The 20,844-nt window shown below is 40.7% G+C and carries 18 protein-coding genes, 3 pseudogenes and 2 riboswitches; of the genes and pseudogenes, 12 read left to right on the top strand and 9 right to left on the bottom strand.

Going from position 1 to position 20,844, the window contains the following annotated elements:
• Window positions 1-80: 80 nt before the first annotated feature.
• The 9 genes from V7K38_RS07620 to V7K38_RS07580 all read left to right on the top strand — a co-directional run bounded on the left by V7K38_RS07620 (window position 81) and on the right by V7K38_RS07580 (window position 7,225).
• A complete protein-coding gene (locus V7K38_RS07620) occupies window positions 81-1,376 on the top strand; it encodes an MFS transporter (RefSeq protein WP_334856705.1) in 1,296 nt (431 codons plus the stop codon).
• Between the two features lie 164 nt (window positions 1,377-1,540).
• Window positions 1,541-1,765 carry a hypothetical protein gene (locus V7K38_RS07615; protein ID WP_334856703.1) on the top strand — a complete coding sequence of 75 codons (225 nt, stop codon included), beginning with the start codon at window positions 1,541-1,543 and terminating at the stop codon, window positions 1,763-1,765.
• Window positions 1,765-2,028 (top strand): type II toxin-antitoxin system RelE family toxin, encoded by a 264-nt coding sequence (locus tag V7K38_RS07610; protein WP_334856701.1) that lies wholly within the window; start codon window positions 1,765-1,767, stop codon window positions 2,026-2,028. The genes V7K38_RS07615 and V7K38_RS07610 overlap by 1 nt, the downstream gene beginning before the upstream one ends.
• A 60-nt stretch (window positions 2,029-2,088) precedes the next feature.
• Window positions 2,089-2,778, top strand: a complete 690-nt coding sequence (locus tag V7K38_RS07605; RefSeq protein ID WP_334856699.1) for an SDR family NAD(P)-dependent oxidoreductase — start codon at window positions 2,089-2,091, stop codon at window positions 2,776-2,778.
• Window positions 2,779-2,812: 34 nt separating this feature from the next.
• Window positions 2,813-3,589, top strand: a complete 777-nt coding sequence (locus tag V7K38_RS07600; protein WP_334856697.1) for a class I SAM-dependent methyltransferase — start codon at window positions 2,813-2,815, stop codon at window positions 3,587-3,589.
• Between the two features lie 40 nt (window positions 3,590-3,629).
• On the top strand, window positions 3,630-4,328 hold the full coding sequence (locus tag V7K38_RS07595; RefSeq protein ID WP_334856696.1) for a glutathione binding-like protein: 699 nt from the start codon (window positions 3,630-3,632) through the stop codon (window positions 4,326-4,328).
• Window positions 4,329-4,916: 588 nt separating this feature from the next.
• Window positions 4,917-5,366 carry a hypothetical protein gene (locus V7K38_RS07590; protein ID WP_334856694.1) on the top strand — a complete coding sequence of 150 codons (450 nt, stop codon included), beginning with the start codon at window positions 4,917-4,919 and terminating at the stop codon, window positions 5,364-5,366.
• A 522-nt stretch (window positions 5,367-5,888) separates the two neighbouring features.
• Window positions 5,889-6,314, top strand: coding sequence for a hypothetical protein (locus V7K38_RS07585; protein WP_334856692.1), 426 nt, complete (start codon window positions 5,889-5,891; stop codon window positions 6,312-6,314).
• Between the two features lie 53 nt (window positions 6,315-6,367).
• Window positions 6,368-7,225, top strand: a complete 858-nt coding sequence (locus tag V7K38_RS07580; RefSeq protein WP_334856691.1) for a lysophospholipid acyltransferase family protein — start codon at window positions 6,368-6,370, stop codon at window positions 7,223-7,225.
• A gap of 110 nt (window positions 7,226-7,335) precedes the next feature.
• Here V7K38_RS07580 and V7K38_RS07575 read toward each other — a convergent pair whose 3' ends face one another.
• Window positions 7,336-7,596, bottom strand: coding sequence for a MoaD/ThiS family protein (locus tag V7K38_RS07575; protein ID WP_334856689.1), 261 nt, complete (start codon window positions 7,594-7,596; stop codon window positions 7,336-7,338).
• Window positions 7,597-7,877: 281 nt separating this feature from the next.
• Window positions 7,878-10,997, bottom strand: coding sequence for an MFS transporter (locus tag V7K38_RS07570; protein ID WP_334856688.1), 3,120 nt, complete (start codon window positions 10,995-10,997; stop codon window positions 7,878-7,880).
• Between the two features lie 627 nt (window positions 10,998-11,624).
• Between V7K38_RS07570 and V7K38_RS07565 the strand changes: the two genes are divergently transcribed.
• Window positions 11,625-11,837, top strand: coding sequence for a high light inducible protein (locus V7K38_RS07565; protein ID WP_334856687.1), 213 nt, complete (start codon window positions 11,625-11,627; stop codon window positions 11,835-11,837).
• A 42-nt stretch (window positions 11,838-11,879) separates the two neighbouring features.
• Window positions 11,880-12,092 carry a high light inducible protein gene (locus V7K38_RS07560; protein WP_334856685.1) on the top strand — a complete coding sequence of 71 codons (213 nt, stop codon included), beginning with the start codon at window positions 11,880-11,882 and terminating at the stop codon, window positions 12,090-12,092.
• 828 nt (window positions 12,093-12,920) lie between these two features.
• On the opposite strand, the gene V7K38_RS07555 is transcribed toward V7K38_RS07560, so the two are convergent.
• The 3 genes and pseudogenes from V7K38_RS07555 to V7K38_RS07545 all read right to left on the bottom strand — a co-directional run.
• The gene (locus tag V7K38_RS07555) at window positions 12,921-13,541 is read right to left on the bottom strand and encodes a universal stress protein (RefSeq protein ID WP_334856753.1); all 621 of its coding nucleotides are present in this window, start codon (window positions 13,539-13,541) and stop codon (window positions 12,921-12,923) included.
• Window positions 13,542-13,735: 194 nt separating this feature from the next.
• Window positions 13,736-13,871: riboswitch (cyclic di-AMP (ydaO/yuaA leader) on the bottom strand.
• Window positions 13,872-13,888: 17 nt separating this feature from the next.
• Window positions 13,889-14,750: pseudogene (locus V7K38_RS07550) on the bottom strand (ABC transporter ATP-binding protein).
• Between the two features lie 250 nt (window positions 14,751-15,000).
• A pseudogene (locus tag V7K38_RS07545) lies at window positions 15,001-15,291 on the bottom strand (nitrate ABC transporter permease); the annotation flags it as partial.
• A 97-nt stretch (window positions 15,292-15,388) separates the two neighbouring features.
• A riboswitch (cyclic di-AMP (ydaO/yuaA leader) is annotated at window positions 15,389-15,605 on the bottom strand.
• 416 nt (window positions 15,606-16,021) lie between these two features.
• Here V7K38_RS07545 and V7K38_RS07540 point away from each other — a divergent pair.
• Window positions 16,022-17,212, top strand: a complete 1,191-nt coding sequence (locus V7K38_RS07540) for a sensor histidine kinase (RefSeq protein WP_334856683.1) — start codon at window positions 16,022-16,024, stop codon at window positions 17,210-17,212.
• A 58-nt stretch (window positions 17,213-17,270) separates the two neighbouring features.
• Here V7K38_RS07540 and rnc read toward each other — a convergent pair whose 3' ends face one another.
• The 4 genes and pseudogenes from rnc to V7K38_RS07520 all read right to left on the bottom strand — a co-directional run bounded on the left by rnc (window position 17,271) and on the right by V7K38_RS07520 (window position 20,834).
• Entirely contained in the window at window positions 17,271-17,957 is a 687-nt protein-coding gene (rnc, locus tag V7K38_RS07535; protein ID WP_334856681.1) for a ribonuclease III, read from the bottom strand.
• Window positions 17,958-18,094: 137 nt separating this feature from the next.
• Window positions 18,095-18,895, bottom strand: a complete 801-nt coding sequence (locus V7K38_RS07530) for an NYN domain-containing protein (RefSeq protein ID WP_334856680.1) — start codon at window positions 18,893-18,895, stop codon at window positions 18,095-18,097.
• A 609-nt stretch (window positions 18,896-19,504) separates the two neighbouring features.
• Window positions 19,505-20,113 carry a hypothetical protein gene (locus V7K38_RS07525; RefSeq protein WP_334856678.1) on the bottom strand — a complete coding sequence of 203 codons (609 nt, stop codon included), beginning with the start codon at window positions 20,111-20,113 and terminating at the stop codon, window positions 19,505-19,507.
• A gap of 133 nt (window positions 20,114-20,246) precedes the next feature.
• A pseudogene (locus V7K38_RS07520) lies at window positions 20,247-20,834 on the bottom strand (Uma2 family endonuclease).
• Window positions 20,835-20,844 lie beyond the last annotated feature (10 nt).

Raw genomic sequence — 20,844 nt, 5'->3', positions numbered from 1 at the left:
AATTCGTAATTCGTAATTCGTAATTATGTTGAGTTATTCCCCAGTCCCCAGTCGCCAGTTCCCACTCGCCAGTCCCCACTATGTCCTTAGCCTCCTTCTTAGCGCGTCGTTCGTTCCACTATGGCTGGCTCGTTGCGGGTTTAACATTCCTAGCCTTACTAGTTGCAGCCGGAATTCGCTCTGCTCCAGGAGTTTTTATAGTGCCTCTCGAACAAGAGTTTGGCTGGAGTAGAGCAACTATATCTTTGGCAATATCCATTAACTTAGTTCTCTACGGATTAATTGGCCCTTTTGCCGCCACAGTTATGGAACGAATCGGCATTCGCTGGATGATGGTATTCTCACTTGCTGTCATTGCTCTCGGTGTCGGTTTAACCACTTTCATGTCAGCATCTTGGCAGCTAATCTTGCTGTGGGGTGTAGTTGTCGGTTCTGGTAGCGGAGTTATCGCCCTGGTTTTGGGGGCTATTGTTGTCAATCGCTGGTTTTTTGAAAAGCGGGGTCTAGTTCTCGGCATCTTAACCGCCAGTACAGCCACAGGACAACTGGTGTTTTTGCCCATACTGGCCTCAGTAACCGATCGCTTTGGGTGGCGAACTGCGGCTCTGGCTCTGACTGGTGCAGCACTTCTAATTATTCCAGCGATCGCAGCCTTTATGCGCGATCGCCCGGCTGATGTCGGGTTGCGACCTTTTGGTGACAACAGCGAAACTGTAGAGATATCAAAGCCTAGAGCAAATTCCATCGCCTCTACCCTCAACGCTCTCTGGCTGGGAATGCATAAACGCGATTTCTGGCTGTTATTTGGTAGCTTTTTTATCTGTGGCGCAAGCACAAATGGGTTAATTGGAACTCATCTGATTCCTGCTTGTATTGACCACGGTATCCCGGAAGTCAAGGCTGCGGGACTTTTGGCAATCATGGGACTATTCGATTTTTTTGGAACTACTATGTCCGGTTGGCTATCTGACCGATGGAACAATCGCTACTTGTTGTGCTGGTACTACGGGCTACGGGGTTTGTCTTTAATTTTCTTGCCCTTCAGTTTCAACTTTTCCTTCTATGGACTTTCCATTTTCGCCGTATTTTATGGACTTGATTGGATTGCTACCGTACCACCGACAGTCCGTCTTGTTGCCAATGCCTTTGGTAAAGAAAATGTCGGCGTAATGTTCGGTTGGATTGTTGCAGGACACCAGCTTGGTGCAGCCACGGCAGCATTCGGAGCCGGGGTGTTGAGAACCTGGACGGGTAGTTATTTAGAAGCGTTTATTTTATCAGGCGTTCTCTGTTTGATTGCCGCAGTTGGTGTACTGCAAATTGGTCAAACTCCCACTAAGGGCAATTTACAGCAATCTTCAGTCACGCTCAATTAATTCTTAATTTATAGCTGGTATATACCTTGATTTAATCAAATAAATGCTTTGGTTCATAACGTTCTCGCAGTAAAAACCTATTGAGACTATCATGTTAAAATCCCTCAACATTTTCACAACTTTGATAAAATGTCAAAATAATTAATAGCAGAGGATGAGTAAAAATGAAAACCGAACACGAACGCGAACAATTAATTAAAGATATCAACATACTGCTAAATCAAGCTTATGACAGTACTTTAGACGACATTTACGCTCTACTAAAACGTATAGATAATGAAGAGGAAGAAGAGGATATAAAAGCTATTAAAGAAGCGAGGGAAGATAGACGCATCAATGGTACTGTGTCTTGGAACGAATATAAAGGATATGAGAAAGAAACTGCGTAATGTATGAAATTGAATTTACTAAGGGTGCAATAAAACAACTAAATAAACTCCCAATCAACATTAAAAACCGCATCGATTCAAAAATTTTAACTTTAGCTATAGAACCCCGTCCTAACGGGGTTAAAAAATTAAAGGATGAAGAAAATACTTATCGGATTCGAGTAGGCGAGTACCGAGTGATTTATGAAATATATGACGATGTTTTGTTAATAAGTGTAGTTAAAGTAGGGCATCGCAGTAAGGTTTATGAAGATGAAAGTTGACATCCAATCAAAACTAAGAACTATTATCAACTGTTAATCTTAACAAGGAGAATTAAATTTATGACAACAACAGCTTTAATTGTCGGTGCAGGTAGTGGACTGAGTGCTTCTTTAGCTCGCTTATTTGCCAAAGAAGGATTCACTGTAGCTTTAGCGGCTCGTCAAATTGAAAAACTCACTCAATTAAGCACTGAAATTGGCGCAGTTAGTTTCGCTGCTGATGTTTCCAAGCCAAATGAAGTAGAACAATTATTTATTGATATTGATAATAAAATTGGTTCCCCAAATATTGTCATTTACAATCCTAGTTATCGAGTGCGGGGATCTATTGTTGATTTAGACCCTGGTGAGGTGGCAAAAACCTTAGATGTAACTGCTTATGGTGGCTTTCTTGTTGCTCAAGCTGCTACCAAAAGGTTTTTGCAGCTTGGCGGCGGTGCTATATTTTTTACTGGAGCCTCAGCCAGTATTAAGGGTTATCCTCTGTCTGCTCCCTTTGCAATGGGTAAATTTGCACTACGCGGTTTGGCTCAAAGTATTGCTAGAGAATTAGCACCAAAGAATATCCATGTCGCGCATTTTGTAATTGATGGGGCAATCCGTTCAGGAGTTCGCCAAGATCCATTAGATAATCCTGATAGTACTCTCGACCCAGATGCGATCGCTCAAACTTATCTCAGTATTCTACGCCAGCCCCGCAGTGCTTGGACTTATGAAGTAGAACTACGTCCTTGGGTAGAGAACTTCTAACCTAGACAATTGTTACAACGATGGTTTTGCAGGTATGAAAATTGATTTTGGTGCAACTGCTGTTGATTATGCAAAACACCGCGCTGGTTTTCCCAGTTCATTATTTAACAAACTGTCTGAATATGGTATAGGTTTACCAGGGCAGAATATTGTTGACCTTGGTACAGGAACAGGAACACTAGCGCGGGGCTTTGCTGATAGAGGTGCTTATGTAATTGGCATAGATCCATCAGCATCACTTTTAGAACAAGCCAGACAGTTAAGCGAATCTGCCCAAATCCAAGTAGATTATCGAGTTGCAACTGCCGAGAATACCGAGTTACCAGATGCAAGTGCCGATGTAGTTACTGCTGGACAATGTTGGCATTGGTTTGATCGTCCGCTTGCTGTCCAAGAAATTACTCGGATATTGAGAAAAAATGGCTCACTTGCGATCGCACATTTTGATTGGATACCCTTAAAAGGTAATGTGGTTGAAGCCACAGAACACCTGATCGAGGCTCATAATCCCGCGTGGAATTTGGGCGGCGGTAATGGCTTACATCCCCTGTGGTTACAAGACATTGGCGAAGTTGGATTCCGAGATATCCGCACATTTTCTTACGATTTATTTGTATCTTATACACACGAAGATTGGCGGGGACGAATTCGGGCTAGTGCTGGCGTGGGAGCCAGCTTGACACCAGAAAAAGTAGAAGTATTTGACCAAGAATTGGCAAAATTACTTGAATCAAAATATCCTACACCAATCCTTCAGGTTCACCATAGAGTTTGGGCAGCGATCGCCAAAGCACCAGAATCCAATTCGTAATCACCTACAAAACAATCACACAATTTTAGGAAAAATAACCATGATCGATCTCTATTATTGGGCAACCCCAAACGGTCATAAAATCACGATTTTTTTGGAAGAAGTCGGCTTGCAATATACCATAATTCCTGTGAATATTGGCGCTGGGGATCAATTTAAGCCCGAATTTCTGAAGATTTCTCCTAACAATCGGATGCCTGCGATCGTTGACCCTCAACCAGCAGATGGAGGTGCGCCGATTTCAGTATTTGAGTCTGGGGCAATCTTGCTATATTTAGCAGAAAAAACCGGGAAATTAATCCCCCAAGATTTACGCCAACGCACTCAAGTTTTAGAATGGTTGTTCTGGCAAATGGCGGGGTTAGGGCCAATGGCGGGGCAAAATCATCACTTTAGTACTTATGCTCCCGAAAAAATTGAATATGCCATTAAGCGTTATGTGAATGAAACGGGACGCTTATATGCAGTACTGAATAAGCAACTAGCAGATAGAGAATTTGTGGCTGGCGATTATTCCATTGCCGATATTGCTGCTTATCCCTGGATTGTGGCCCATGAGATCCAAAGTCAAAACCTAGAGGATTTTCCTCACCTCAAGCGGTGGTTTGAGACAATTAAAGCTCGTCCAGCAACAATTCGCGCCTACGAGAAAGCAGAAGCATTCAAAACTCAAGCGCTCGATCCAGAGAAGTTACGAGATTTGTTATTTAACCAGTCGGCGAAAACTATTCAACCTTGAGCCTTTTGAATTGTCTTATGGGCATGGGAGGAGGCTTGATGTGTATCAGCTGTGCGATCGCATTTTTCCAAAATTCGATCCTGTTTATCCCGTTGATGTAGCGATCGCTCTGCTCTCTGTTTGGCTAATCAACCAGAAGTAAAACAGCGATGAAAGCTAAAAGGATGTCTTGAAGGACATGATATTAACCCAAGTTACGGGTTATCGAACGATCTGTGTTTGCGACTAAGTGCATATAGTCGCCAGAATACCAGTACTTACCGCTATTTCTTCAAATAGCGGTAAGTACCGATGAGCTTTAGTATCACTTTGAAACGTCCTTGGAAAAACTAAGCGTATTATGTTGTTAAACACAGGCAGAGTAAAAGACATTTTGGTAATTAGGGAATAAAAAAATAATTTTTTAAAAATCTGCATAAATAGCTAAAGATCAGCAGATAAGAATATTGAGCGTAAGTAGGTAGACGTAACCTCACCCTCAATCCCTCTCCTTACTAAGGAGAGGGATTGAGGGTGAGGTTTTATATTTAATTTTAGCCACTTACTTACATCCAGAGAATTTGTAAAAGTTAAACAAGGATAATCATCATGAATTCATTGAAGATGTTCATAAATCCAGCAAAAGTTTTGGCATTTGCCCTGTCATTGTTTATATTCTGTTTTCCTACAGCTGCGATGGCAGTTCCAAATACCCTTGCTACCTTAATTATTACGGAAGCAGCGACAATTGACGGAGGTAAATTCAGTATCAACACAACAACTAATCCTTTACCAGCTAAAACAGTTATTCGCTCTGCTAAACTTTTTTTAGCTGCTGGCGAAACTGGAACAATCAATAAGATTAAAATTACTGGGCCAAATGGATTGGAATTTGGTTGCCAAGATATTCGGGTGAAAGACGGTGTTGATTTAATTAAAGCCTGTGGTGGCCCTGCTGTTTTAGAACCAGGAGGAGCGCTTACTTATGTTGCCGAAGGAAGTGGTTTTGCACCAAAACTTAAAACTAAGTTAAAAGTGGTTTTATCGGATGATTTTTAGACACTACTTTCAAGCATAATTACAGTCAAAATTCTGGTGAATAAGTCGCTCTAGTTTTTATTCAAAGCACAAATATTGATCTGGTTCAGCAGTCAATATTTGTACTTGGAATACATCAAGTTATGTGAATACATTACTCATGTTAATCATTTATCCCTTAACACATCTAAGTCTTGCCTTGATCGAATGGATATTAATACAGCACTTCCGCCTGCTATGAGGTAAGCACACAGTCTCAAAAGTTAGGATAGGAAAGGGATATGGATAAAATTGTGCTTCATAAGAGCCGGAAGTGCTGTAAGCTAATTCGTCTGTGGCAGCAATCAACCAGCCTTGCAATGATTGTGTTGCCTATACTACTAGCGAGCATTAGCTATGACAATCTCATTCTTTCAATGGGAAGTCTGATTGGTGAAGGAGAGCTTTTAAAAACTCTCTCTATGCTGCGTTTTCTATTGCATTACTTAGTTAATTGGTGTTGAACTCGCTCACCGCGCCGGAGCTAGTTGGGCTAATACACTAGTGCGGGTTTTATCTGCAATCTTTGCATTGGGACTTACAGCGATAAATGTTGCCACCCACTATATAGGGCTGGAACTAGTTCCAATAGAGTTTGCTAGAATCCTGCGCTATCATGTTGCCAACTTGAGTGGCCCGCCAATTATCACGATTGTAGTTAATCTGTTTGTCCTACTAATTGGCATCGGTATTTGGTTCAGGCTGAAATGGCCGTGGTTATTTGTAGGAACGTTGATTTCCCTTATTGGTAATGCTATGCCTTCAGATGTAATAGGTACGCTTGCTGGAAGCTTTTCTGAATTGGTAATGGCAATAAGTTTGTTGTTAACTGAGGAGCGCACACAATTTTTTCTTGTTACTCAAGTAGAGACAGCTTTTCTATCTAGTGACAAAAAGACGCTACCTCCTCAAATTGAACGCCTTTATTAATAAACTTGGTGTAAGGATTGTTTGAACTTTCGCAATCCTGTTAGAATGCATTGATGTCAAAAAAGCAATATCTTTTAAAGAAAAAACCTGGTTGGTCTTTGGATGAGCGAGATCCAAAGTTCATAGAATCTGTGATGCCTCTGTTGGGCTTTTTGTATCAGCACTATTTTCAAGTTAAAACTAGTGGCTGGGACAAGATTTCACCCAAAGAAAAAGTCCTATTTGTTGGTTCGCATAATGGGGGACTTGCGGCTCCCGATATGACGATGGTGATGTACGATTGGTTCAGACGATTTGGTGTGGAGCAACCGATTTATGGTTTGATGCATCCCAAGGTTTGGCAGGTTAGTCTACCACTAGCCGAACTAGTCACTAAGGCTGGAGCAATCATGGCTCATCCGAAAATGGCTTATACTGCCTTGCGCTCTGGGGCTAGTGTGCTAGTTTATCCAGGTGGAGCCGAAGACCTCTTTCGACCGCATTATTTACGTAATAAAATCTACTTTGCGGGGCGACAAGGATTTATCAAGTTAGCGTTGCGAGAAAATGTGCCGATTGTGCCTGTGATTTCCTGGGGCGCTCACGATACGCTGATTATACTGGCTGACTTCTACAAAGTTGTACAGCAACTCCACGATTGGGGAATGCCTTGGCTGCTTGGGATTGATCCAGAAGTTTTTCCGATTTATCTCGGACTCCCTTGGGGATTAGGAATTGGCCCCTTGCCCAACATTCCATTACCTGTACCCATGTACACGCGGGTTTGTCCGCCGATTGTATTTGAACGTTACGGTACTGAAGCAGCTAGCGATCGCTACTATGTCATTGAATGTTATGAATTAGTTGTTAATCAGATGCAGCAAGAGTTAGATAACTTAGTCAAAGTAACTGCTGAGTCGAATAGCAGATGAGGGCGCAGGGGGCAGAGGATAGAAACTTTATATAAAATATGTGAATATGTGGTTTTGAGTCCTAAATTTTGTACAGACAAAGATTTTTCGCGTCTTTTCTAACTATTTCCCTAGCCGCCGCTAACTGGTGGAATCAGTACGACTTCATCACCATCTTGTAGTAGGGTATCTGGTTCGACAAATATTAAATTAACCCCGAAGCGGGTGATATCTCGCCATTGGGAGAGTTCTGGGTGTTCAGTGATGAGGCGATCGCACACTGCTTTGACTGGCATACTATTGGGAAATTCCAGCACCAGTTCCGAAACCTTAAAGGCTTCTTGATAAGCAGCGAACAATTTGACGGTAATGGTGATTGCAGATTTAGACATACAATATGCTTTTGCAGTACTAGCAAGTACTTTAAGACTTGAAAAGCACCCTGAACTCTTGGGATTTAGTATACATTACTAGCTACATTATTTCACAAGTTAATAGCAAAAATTGCCTAACCAAGAAGAATTCAGAAGTCAGAATTCAACTTAATGTTAAGTCAATACGGTTCAGTTAATGACAATAAAAATGGTGTAACTTGTAGGCGCGACAGGTTAACGTCCTATAGAAAAGCCTCCCGGCGTGGGAGGCTTAAGTTTAGCGGAGACAACTTGGTGAACTACTGCGTAACTACAGCGAGCACTCCTCCTAATGCTGAGAAAATGGCTGAGACGGATGCTGTGGCAAATAACCACCACGCTGCTGTAGCTGCGGCTTTGCGGGTTTCTTCTGCTTGTCGCTGCGCTTGATGCTTCACCTGTTCTAGGCGGCGTTGAGCTTCATGCTGGATGCGTTCTGCACGTTGCAATACTGTGTTGCGGGCCCGCTCAATTTGGTCAACGATCCGGTTGGCATCTTCTTCTGAGATGTCCTCACGAGAACTCATAATTGCTACTAAGGTATCACGATCGAAAGAAGATAGGCGATCGCGCAGAGCATCAAATCCGGCTTGAGGATCTTCAAAAAATGTGCGGACATCGCCCTTGATACTATCGTAGTTAAGTTCCGGGCGATCCAAAGAGTTTAAATAGTTGCGAATGCGGGCAAAAACTCCCTCAATCGCATCTTGAATGCCTCGTTGGATATTCCGCACTTGTTCTACAAATTGATCTCTGACGGACACAATGCTATCAGCAATCCGCGCTGCTTCTTCATCGGACATATCTTCCCGAATTTTCAGCAGGGCGATAATGGTAGAACGGTCAAAATGGGAAAGGCGATCGCTAAAACTTTCTACCCCAACTCGCGGGTCGTGCAAGAGGAGTTGCAAGTCGCGTTTAATACCTTCGGGATTAAGTTCTTCTTTACCAGTTTGGCGTAGATACTCTTCCAGATAAGCTTTGAAGGTTTCCGCTCTTTGCTGGGTTCGGGTAGCTAAACGACGAGGCGCACGCACAAAGTTCCGAATCGAAGTTTGTGTGGAATCAATGATTTCATTGACTTGTTGTTCGCTCAAATCTTGACGTTGACTGAGCAACTTCACGAGTGTATCTCGATCTACGCGCGACAACCGCCGACGCAGTGCAACGGCTCCCTCTTTGGGATTTTCAAACAATTTGGTCAAATCTCGCCCAATACCTTCTGGATTGAGCTCTTGTTTACCAGTATTGCGTAAGTAATCTGCGATCGTGGTGGTAACAGAGTCGTATTGCTCTTTGGCTTTATCTACTACAGCTTGGGGTGTGTGGCGAATGTTATGCCACGACTCCTCAGCCGCATTGATGGTTTGATTAACTTGATCTTCACTCAAATCTTGGCGTTGACTCAACAATTGCACCAAGGTATCACGGTCAAAGCGAGAAAGGCGGGCCCGAATTGAGCTAATTCCAGCTTGGGGATCTTCTAATAGCTTTTTGAACTCCGCGCGGATGGCATCAGGATTTAGTTCTGATTTTCCTGTGTTACGCAGATATGATTCTACATTCAACCACAGGGTTTCTGCTTGATATTGTGCCTGTTCAGCTAATCCTTTGGATTCTACCAAGACGCGATCGCGTTGTTTTTCCAATTCGTCCAGAATGCTGTCTACTTCATATAGCTGGACATCATTACGTTGGAGCAATATCTCCCGAATTTCTTGACGTTCAAGGTGCGCTAGTCGCAATGTCAGGGTTTCATAATCTGCATCTGAGTCTTGCAACAGTGGTTTAAAATTCTGCTCAATACCTTCAGCAGTCAAATCTGCTTTCGGGGTAACGAGCAGATAACTTTCTACTGCGCGTTGCAAGTCTTGGACTATCTCTCTTTCTTCAATACCTGTAACTGTCACCAATACATCTTTGCGGACAACTTCTAGCCGATCTGCAATGCGCTGAATTTGGGTTTGGGTAAGTAGTCCCCGTTTTTGTAGGATATTAACGAAATCGTTACGTGATAGGCGTTCTAGTTCTCTGCGGACTATTCCAGAGTCAGCTGCTGGATCGAAAATGACATCACGAAATTCTTGAGCAATTTTTTCTGGGCTTAGTTGCCAAGCATAAGTGTTGTAAAGATAGTTTTCGATATCAGATCGAATTGGGCTATAGGGTTGTGATGGTATTGGTAAACCTAGCTTATCTGCTTGTTGAGTAACTTTATCTTTGGCGGTAGTGAGGCTACCCAAGATTTTTTCCACATCCAAATCAGATAAATCTGCCCGTCCCAACACAACGGCGGTTAATGCCGATAGTCCTTGCTGGATTGTACTTTGAATTGGCCCAGAGGCTGCCTTTTGGTCAGTTTCTTTGGAACCACGTGATTCTGCAACTAATCGATCCAGCTTGGCGTTGAGTTCATCTGTCTTGCTTTGTCCGGCTGGAAGTGATTTCAGATAATCCATCAATTCACCCATCCGGTCTTCGGTGGGTGATTGCTGACTTACTACCTGTTGCCAAACTTTATATAAAGTATCAGCAATGCGGGTAACGTCTTTTTTGGAAAGATCGGTGCGGCTGCTGACTAACTCGATAAACTTTTGGCGGTCGATGTTGCGAATATCTGGAGTCCCTGCGATCGCTTTTAATTGGGGATCGTTGAGTAAATTTTCAAAATCACTCCGAATTTTCGATACATCCAACTCTGGTGGACGCAGCTTATCTAAATAATCTTCTATGTTCTCTCGAATACTTCCAGGGTCGATGCCGCTTCCTAGTTCTCTACGGACGGCGGCGGCGGCGGCTTCAGCTGTTGCGATAACTTGGTTATTGACAGCTTTAGCGCCCAGTGCGGCGGTAGCTGTACCCATAATCGCCTGAAAACCGGAAGTAGCTGTATTAACTACTGAGCCAATTAAGGAACCCACAGTAGTGGAACTTACCCAAACCAGGAGTAAAAAGTAAGCACCCCAAATCACTAAACCCAGAATCGCTCCCAATGCTGGATCTAAGATTACAAGACTCAATTTTACTGCCAGGAAACAGGCAATTAATAAGGCGATCGTTACAGTGACTAACGTCCAAATCCCAACTGCCGTGCCGATTTTGCGAATGCTGCCACCCAAACTTCCGGCTTCCCCAGAATCTGAATCCGAGTCAGGTGAGTGCCCCAGGTAGGAAATACCGGCTGCAAGGGAGAGATTAGTTAGAACTAATTGAAAAGCAAAGGCTAAGATCACACCAGAGATTAAAGCCACAAAAAAGCGCGGCCCCGAAGTGATAACCGATGCCTGTGCTGGCGTGACATTTGAGGGATCTACTGAAGTCTGTGCCACCCATAACAGTGGTTTGTACAGTCCCAGCATGATTTCCGTACTTTGGAACATTGTGTTTCCTTCTACTAAGTTTAAATTTGGGGAATTAAGATTTTCTTGAGAAGCAACTCTTAGTATTTTTGTCTGTACCTATGGCAATACCTAACTGTTTAGTTCAGAATCGTAGAATTTAGCTGTTTAAAGCATCTCTCCAAAGGCTGAAAACTATATACAGCAAAAGAGATAAATTTTATTATCTAACGGTAAGAGGAGTTAAAAATTTGGTTAATTATTGACTGCGAGTCTTGTAATTTGAACTGCTTAATCACAACAATTGATTTTGGTGAAATTATAGTTTAGTTACTAGAACTTTACATTTATTTATAATTATATTTTTATCACCCTCTGAGGGTGGATTTGTTGGAACCACTATGTTGTTGATTATCGTCCCCAAGAAGTGCTTGTAGTTTGTGCCTATAGGCAGAAAGCAATCTAGTTATAAATAGCTACATTAAAGTTAACAAATGAATTGTTGACGACAACAAGATGGCAAATCATTATTCCAGAGATTTGCCAATACTTACAAAAGAATAATTTGCTTTGGGATTTTGTCGGTTATAGTATCCAGCGCGATGTTTTACATCTGATTGGCTGCTAGAAATTAAACATCTAAAAAACTAAGAAATTTTGGAGAAAGAAATGGCAACTCAAGAAACTCGCCCTTCTAATGATTTACCACCTGTTGCACCAGCATATAACGGTGTAGATCGCAACGCTTTTCTGTTTGGCTGGACACCTCAAGCCGAAATCTGGAATGGTCGTTTGGCAGCAATTGGTTTTCTTGCCTATTTGCTTTGGGATTTAGCTGGCTATAGTGTCTTACGTGATGTACTACATTTAGTTGGCTACTAGAGTATTTAACACTGAAAAAGCTATTAGATATTGGAGGAAAAAATGGCAACTCAAGGAACTCGTCCTTCTACTGATTTACCACCTGTTGCACCAGCATATAACGGCGTAGACCGGAATGCTTTTTTGTTTGGCTGGACACCTCAAGCCGAAATATGGAACGGTCGTTTAGCAGCAATTGGTTTTCTAGCCTATTTGCTTTGGGATTTAGCTGGCTATAGTGTCTTACGCGACGTATTGCACCTAATTAGCTATTAGATTGCCACCATCATTATGACATTGTGGGCGTTAGCCTTTCGTGGAGCCTCTCGCAGAGAAGGCTTTAGCGAAGGCGAACAGCGTCTCGTAGAGAAGCGATCGCTCTTGCTTTATTTTACAGGTATCTAGAATCAGGGCGATCGCCTCTTTGCCCAAACTAAGTAGAGCGATCGCACTTGATTTAAGCTAATGCAATATTGGGTTTCGTTACATAAACTGAATAATAGCCAAAGTTACAATACAACACTGCTCCAGATTTAATTCAGCAATTTTACATATCTTATTAGATGTATTTTTTGCCCGATGTTAGTTGTATCGTCGCTGAGTGCATAGCATCCAATCAATCTCGAAATCTAATATCCTGTAATCAATGACTGCCTGACGAATAGGCAGGTGTAAGCTGTTCCACATTTAAATTGCATTAGTTGGGCGGGCAGGATGCCCACCCCACAAGAGTTATATTTAACTCGATTATGCAAGTTAGATGTTTTTTTAGCTTATAAGCTTGTGGTCTATTGGATTAGTTCTGAGGGGTTATAAAACGTTTGTAGTAAGCACTTCAGTGCTTGAAATTTAGCGATAAATCGCTCACTACAAACCTTCAAAATTAATGAGACAGACTACTAGCTTTCGTATATGGGCTGTACGCACTGCTTGGAGGTGTGGTTGGAATTTTTTACAAGGTTTGCGTAAGTCCTGTTCTGGACAGTTTCACGCTCAAAATCCTCAAAAATAGAAAAACGTCTTTGTATTAAAAAAGCCACCTAATTGTAGGTGACTTATCTATGATTACAATTGGATAAAAATTACTGAAATTTTAAACAGGGATTATTCATCAATACAACTGGGAATACCTAAAACCGCGCAGGGAAAATTATAACCTAATGCCTCAATCATCGGATGATTAACAGATTTGCAACCGAGAAATAAAACATCAGCACCTTCTGATTCAACAACTTTGTTAAGTTCTGTGGAAATGCTGCCAAAACGCAAATGAGATTTAAAAGAACCTTGCCATTCTTCAGCTAGACTCCGGGCTTGCCAGAGAATTATATCTGCTTGTTGTAGTGGAGTTATCACTGTCTGTAATTTGGGTTGAGTTAATACCTGTGTGACAGACTTTGATACTTCACTGATTTGACATTCTAATGAAGGCTGTTGTGTTGGAAAGCTCAAGATATTTGGATATTGACTGCTTTGACGATCTTCTACTACATAAACAGCTTGAACAGTGACTTCTGCATTAGTAGCTAAACGGGTTTGATGCGCAATCCAGAAAGCAATGTCTAGTGCCGTATGACTGTTGGGAGATGCGTCATAAGCAACAATTAAATTAACTGCTTTTGGTTTTTGAGGTTCTTTAGAAAAAGGTTTTTTTGGTTCTGGTACTAATACCATTTGTTCAATTAAGTCATCTCGACCTGTGGCACTTTGCAGACGTGCTAACATTGGCTTGATTTGCACAGCTTTACTTCTCCCAATGAAATGAATTAGTAATGAGAAGCAGGGCGACAAACTTTAAATTTTGTCCTTTGTCATTTGTTATTCGTCCATTGTTTTTGACCAATGACCAATGACTAATGACTAAAATATTAAATCAGTCTAGGAAACCCCAATAATAACTGTATTACAGCCAAAGTGTTGGGGGTTCCTTCCATTGCCTACGGAGTTAGCTGACGGGCTAAGACTGGAAGGTGTCTCTCGTAAGATTAGCCCCAAACATTGGTTCCTCCGTTCCAAATCCAGCTTTCATGAATTTGAATTAGGCTACCCACTAAAAAAAATGATAATCTAATTTACTCGTCTTGGGCAAAATAGCGATCAAGGAAATTTAGGGCGTGGTTGCGGAGTTCAAAATATTCTTTTGAGTTTCGTATGGCAGCGCGAGCCTCTTTCAGAGGAGCTTCGCTAACGCGGGGATGCTCAAAAGGAACTTCTAAAATCTCTCCTATACTAGCAGATGGGCCATTGGTCATCAAGACGATGCGATCGGACATATAAATTGCTTCGTCTACATCGTGGGTAATCATCATCACTGCTTGACGATTATTTTCCCAAATATCCAATACCTGCCGTTGTAATTTACCACGAGTTAGCGCATCTAATGCCCCAAAATGGTTCATCCATCAGCAACATTTTCGGGTGAATTGCTAAAGCTCTGGCAATACCTACTCGTTGTTTCATCCCTCCAGAGATTTCATCAGGATATTTGTCAGCCGCCGCCGTCAAGTCTACCATTGCCAAGTGTTCATTTACAATGCTAATTTTCTCGGCTCGATTCGCATTTTTTAACACTTCATCCACAGCTAAACGGATATTCTCTCGTACTGTTGACCAAGGTAACAGCGAATAGTTCTGAAATACCATCATCCTTTCGGCTCCTGGCTGACGAATTTCTTTTCCATCTAGCCGGACTGAGCCTGATGTGGCTTTTTCTAAACCAGCTACTATCTTTAGTAGCGTTGATTTTCCACAAACTGAGTGACCAATTACAGAAATATATTCATCTTCACCAATCGTTAGATTAACTCCATCTAAAACGACAAAGTTATCTTTTTCATGTGTCGGATAAGACTTGACTAAATTTTCAATTTCTAAAAAACCAGGACGGGGTAGAACTTCGGTCTGGGTATTAATAGGTAATGAGGTATATTCCATCATCAAAATGCTCCCGAAATTTATTTAGTCAATCAATTTTGGATTAACTGCGACTTGTACCAAAAATCTAAAATCTAAAATTGCCAAGGTTAATATTTGAACTTGGGATTTAAGACATGAAAAAGTTAGTGGGAGCATTAGCCCTGATAGCAAAACTATTCAGATAGCCCACAAGATCGCTGGGGTTGAAGCCTTTCTTATCTATAAATACTTCTGGTGGTTCGACCTTGTAATCATCCTTGGGACATTTGATGCATACCCTACGCAGACTTGCGATCAACAACCAACCAATTCCCAAGTTGCCAGGGACTCTTTGGTAGAAGGGATTTGAGATGTAGTCTAGATTAGCGATTAGCGCTTCTGGTGGGGTGGGCATTAATTCATGATTGACAAGTGCAATAATCCACCACAGAACAATTATTCCCAAGAAGCCCAATACAGGTAAAATGAATACATCTTTGAGGATGACAGGTTTTGTCTTTTTCCACGCAGCTTGTGTTGTGATCGCAGCGATCGCAGCCAAATTTAGTTGAAATATCATTTACGACCTCAACAGATTTAAGTGCAGGTACAAAAAATCCGAGCAGTACCAGCCTTGGACACCGATGAGATCGCAACATTATAAAAATGCCGTCTCTTCAGTCTCCTCCCAATGCCTACGAAGTTAGCTGACGGGCTAGGGCTGAGAGATGCCCTTCACAAGAAAGTTATGAGTTATAAGTTATGAGTATTTAGTCAACTAGCTTCTAACTCCCCACTCTTAACTCCTCACTTTCTATGAGATACGCCCCACAATTTGGTTCCTCCGCTCCAGCGTTATGCACTGTGACACGCTGAATTAGGCTGACTTACTCTAATGGATACTAAATTATCCACAATATAACATTGATGCTCAGTAAAAGCCATCTCTCTTATGACAAACATTGTTAATATTAATACTCCTATTAAGTAGTATTTCTAATTATTTAGTAATAATTGAAACTTGGTATTTTAGCTTTCTTGTGAGTGAACTCCTTGCACAGACAGCTAAACAATATAGTCGATCCAAGCATCAAGAATGTTACGTGCTTGATTAATATTTTTGAATCCAAAATCGAATATACTGAGAAAATTTTATATACGGATAGTTAATCAGTAAACATTAGAACATGTAAAATCTATTTCTTTTGGTAGGTGAATTAAATTCTTAAACTTGGTAAAAAACCACTTCAATCGCTAAACTATTTGGATATAGCAGTTTGCACATCTATCTCCTAGCTGAATTTAACATAATGGATTTTAGTCAAGTACTGGCTGAAAAAACGCACACCATCATCGATAAATGGGTTACAGCAGTTCGCAAGGATAGACGGATTGAAAGTGCTGATGACCTATCTTATACAGCAGTAAAGGATCACATTCCTGATGTTTTACAAGCAATGGTAACAGTGCTTTCAAAATCTCAGGATAATGATATTCAGTCGATAGTTACTGCTAGTTTTCAGCATGGAGCTATTCGAGCCGAACAAGGCTTTGATCCAGCAGAAATTGCCAGAGAATATCATCTGCTGCGAACAGTAATATTTGATGCTCTACAACCAGATTTATTGAATGGAACACCTGAAGAGATAATTCGTTCCATACGTTTAATTGACGCTATCATAGACGAAGCGATCGCTCGGTGTTTTAAGAGTTATGTTGAGGAGCGGTTACGAGAATTACAGCAGTTGCAGTCATCACTAACACTCCATAATGATGAACTTAGGCGCTTAATTAGCGCTAATCAAGAGTATCTTTCACAACTAGCCCATGAATTGAAACATCCTTTAACTTCCATTATTGGCTACTCGGATCTGTTTTTACGCCAACAACGACGAAAGACACGGATAAAAGATACCTCAGCCAATTTAGAACATATTGAGCGGGTATTACGCAACGGTAGACAATTACTCCACCTGATTAACGATGTATTAGAACTTTCACGATATGAAGCAGGGCAGATAAAACTCCAACTAGCGCCTACCGATGTGCGTGAATTAATCAATAATATCTGTGAAATGTTGGAACCTTTAGCTGCTGGGAAAAATTTAAAAGTCGTACTAGATTGCGATCGCGCTCCCAAAGAAATAATTACCGATCCTTTTCAATGTCAACAAATTATTACAAATCTTATTAGTAATGCGATTCGCTATACAGAGTCGGGGACTGTTATTATAGTGTGTCAGGTGTTGGAGAATCAGAGATGTGCGATCGCAGTTTCTGACACTGGAATTGGCATTGCATCAGAAAACCAAGCCCAGATATTTGAACCGTACTTTCGCGTCAGTTTTAGCGATCGTCCTTATCTCCCTGATAGTACAGGATTGGGGTTAGCGATCGTCTCGCGGTTAGTAAAACTACTGCAAGGTGAAATTAACTTAGTTTCTGAGGTGGGAGTTGGTTCTACTTTCACCGTGATTTTGCCTTTAGAAATAGAGAGTTGATTTCGCGCCAAGACATAAAATTATTCTCTGCGTCTCTGCGTGAAATCAAAAAACATTTTTACAACAACCCTTGTTTTTTCAATTTAGCTAGTGCATCTTCAGCAGCAGCTTTTTCAGCATCTTTCTTATTGCGTCCCTTCCCTTCGCCATAAATTTTCTCATCTACCAATACTTTGGCGATGAATTCTGGCGCGTGAGAAGGGCCTCCTATTTGTTCCGTGAAATATTTGGGGGGATTTGGAGTAACGTTACGTTGCACCCATTCTTGAAAGCGATTTTTTGAGTCTACATTAGAACGAGGCACAATTATATGTTTAGGATCTACAGAATCAAATAGTGGTTCTATAATTGCGCGAACTGCTTCAATATTAGAATCATTATCCAAATAGTAAGCACCAAGGACTGCTTCAAAGGTGCTACTGAGCAAATTAGGATTTTGGAAGCCTCCGTCTCGAATTGCGCCTTTTCCTAACCGCATTCTAAAGTCTAAACCTACTTCCTCAGCGAACTTTGCCAATTGCTTTTCATCTACCAGCGCCGAACGCCGCCGTGTTAATTCATCTTCTCCCATTTCTGGGTGACAACTATATAGATACTCGCCACTTAAGAAATTCAGCAAAGCATCACCGAGAAATTCTAGGCGTTCATTGTGTTCGCCTTCTCCAGGGTTTTCATGGACGTAAGAACGGTGAGTAAGCGCACGGCGGAGAAGTTTTTCATTATGGAATATTAGAAGTTTGTGCATTTTTGTCTTGTGTTTTGTTGCAGAAATTGACTGTTGGGAAACTATATAAATGTGATTATTCTCAGACATTAAAAAACCGCAGATAGCGGTATTGGTAAAACCCAGTTGAGTAGAAAACTGGGTTTTTCAAAGCTATTTTAGGCTGCTAGTATATCTAACTCAGTTAAAAATAACTCCTGATTTCGCTTTCGGACTTTACCATCCCTGACAGCAGCATCAACAAACTGGCTAAAAGTCTTAAATTTCTTGCCATTAGCTGTAGAAATAGATGAGTATCCTTGATATTTGGCACAAAGTTGACGCATCAATTTATCAATGCGACCAAATACCGTAGATTTACCTTGGCTTGAAAGAGTATTGATAGCTTCAATTAGATACTCTATAGCCTCATTGTAAGTAACCTGAGACACAATATCAGTGTTTTGAGGTTGAGCCTTATTACTACTGCCAACTAGCTGAGGTAATTCATCTAAAAAGTGGAAGTTATCATTACCAACCAGTTTAATTAAATTTGGACTAGCACTACCTCTTTGAGCAAAAATTATCACCTCTTTACCCAAAGATTTTAGAATACAAATTAAGCCAGCATAGTCCCAGTCTCCTGAAAGTAGGATAATTGTTTTCAGAGAAGGATTAAAGGCAACTGCTTTAACACAGTCAGCCATCAATCTGTAATCTGCACTATTCGCTGAATAATCAGGAACATCAACACCCTTCATACCAAGAATTTCTAGCTCATTTTTGGTACAAACTTGGTTTATATCATGTGAATTATAGTAGAAATTTTTACAGACTATACGCCCCTTAGATTGGGCAAATTTCAGCAATAAATGACCCTTTCCTTTAATTGAAGAGACATTCTGAATATCGGCCAAAATACCGATAGAATTTTTTTGCTGGCTTGTTTGTTTTTTGGAAGATTGATCAGCGTGTGTCATTGTAATTTATCCAGTTTTATTTAGTGAACTGGACAGCTTCAACAAATTACACATCTAGTAGCAGCATAGCTTTATACGAGGAACTTATACTCAAAAAGTACTACCCTAGAATAAAGCTTTTTACCGTCGCTTTAATTTTTTTGGTTTAAGTCTCAGCAGTAGAACTCCCAGTCTCCTAGCAAGCTTTGCGTCATCCCTTCCCCTGAATATTCACCCAGATATCTTGTCTTCCCATTGAAAGTCTAGTCAATCAGTTGACCTGACATTGGACTGAATACTCAGCCGAAGGGATGACACGAAGCTCGGCAGGAAACTAGGAATTCTGCTGCTGAGACAACACCAAAAAACTGCATTATAGAGTGCGGTTGTTTGTTCTGTCTTAATATACAGAGTTACATAGATAACCCTGGATTGTCAACATACTTATTTATGAAGATTCGTAAAAGCGTAGCGCTTTGTCGTTAGACATCGCCTGAAATCTATCACCTTTAAAATTATCTATGGTATTTTCTCAAAGCCACCATATTATTTAAAAATCAAAGCATCTTTTGGGAGCAGGGCGCTCACCTACTGCCAATCCCTAATCTTAGGGTAATTTGTTGGACTAATTTATAGTTTACTCTGCGCGATCGCACTATACAAAATACCTAAAATTTTCTTAATATCCTTAATATAATATTCACTCAAATCAATCGAAACTATATTCTCTTCAAGCTTGAGAAATTGCCAGAGTGTACCTATAGTAACAGCACCATATATAGCTTTGATTTGATTTCCACCTCTTTCGTTAAACAACTGAGCAGCCACCATTTCAGCAATACATTGCGCCAAACCAGACCTCAAATTTTCATTTTTACTTTCTACTAAGACAATCACCGGACTACGTACAAGCAACTGCTCTGAAGAAAGACTCAAAATAAAATCACAAAACCCATTTAGTCCTCGTTGGCTATCAACAGTAAAATCAACTCCAGAAAATAAACTTATTTCATAATTGAATTTACGTCTAATTTCTAACAAAATTGGACTAATTATCATTTCACTTCGAGCTTTCTCTGTACTTATAGCTACAGCTAAATCTATATTCTCTTTCAGAATGGTAGATAATAAATCACTATATTCTTGCTCCTGCACAGTTGCAAATAGTCCAGATGACTCGTGGATAACTAAACCAAAAGAATCAATAATTTCAATAAGTTTGAAATCACTATAAGCCATAAAATTTACTCCTTTGTCTTATGACTGAATCTTATCTAATTTGTGAAAATAGCAAGGCTCAGATCACCAACTTATTAGAGAAGTCGGGGATCTCATTATTCACGAATAATTCAGGATTGCTATATAGCAAAGTTTAAAAATTCAGTTCTGGCGGAAATATTTTACTTAAATCAAGAGATAAATCAGGAAAAGAAGGAAATTATATCAGATGATTTGACAAGAAAATTTGCTTATTTAAATAACCATACGTCCTTGATTATCCTGATATTGTTAACTATAACATTCCAAATAATTATCGAATAAATTGAATATCCAACAATCAGCAATACCTGCTTGAGCATAGAGAGTAATTTTAATATCTTGGTCATAAGCTAAAGAAGAATCGGAAACTTCCATTACTAATAAAACATCAGCCGGTTTAGGGTGAGACGATAGATAATTATCATCTCGGTTTTGAACAATCGCAAAATCTGGTTCAGGTTCGCTGTTGAATGGTAAGGTAATCGTGGCTTGAGATTGCAAAGTAGCCTTGTCTCTCAGTATTTTGGGGAGTTCCTTCCACAGTTTTCTTAAACAAGTTTCATGGGCTTTACCTTTGGATGCCATTTCAATAATTTCCCCGTTGATTAATTCAATGCGATCATCTTCATGGAAAAAGCCCAATTCTACAAGCCTAGTGGTATTCAGCTAGTGTGAAGCGTTTAGCTTGAGCAATACTCATAACCTTACCT

Source organism: Nostoc sp. (assembly GCF_036917465.1).
Taxonomy (GTDB): Bacteria; Cyanobacteriota; Cyanobacteriia; order Cyanobacteriales; family Nostocaceae; genus Nostoc.
Note: the sequence above shows the minus strand (reverse complement) of the source record. Positions and strands in the feature narration are given on the sequence as shown.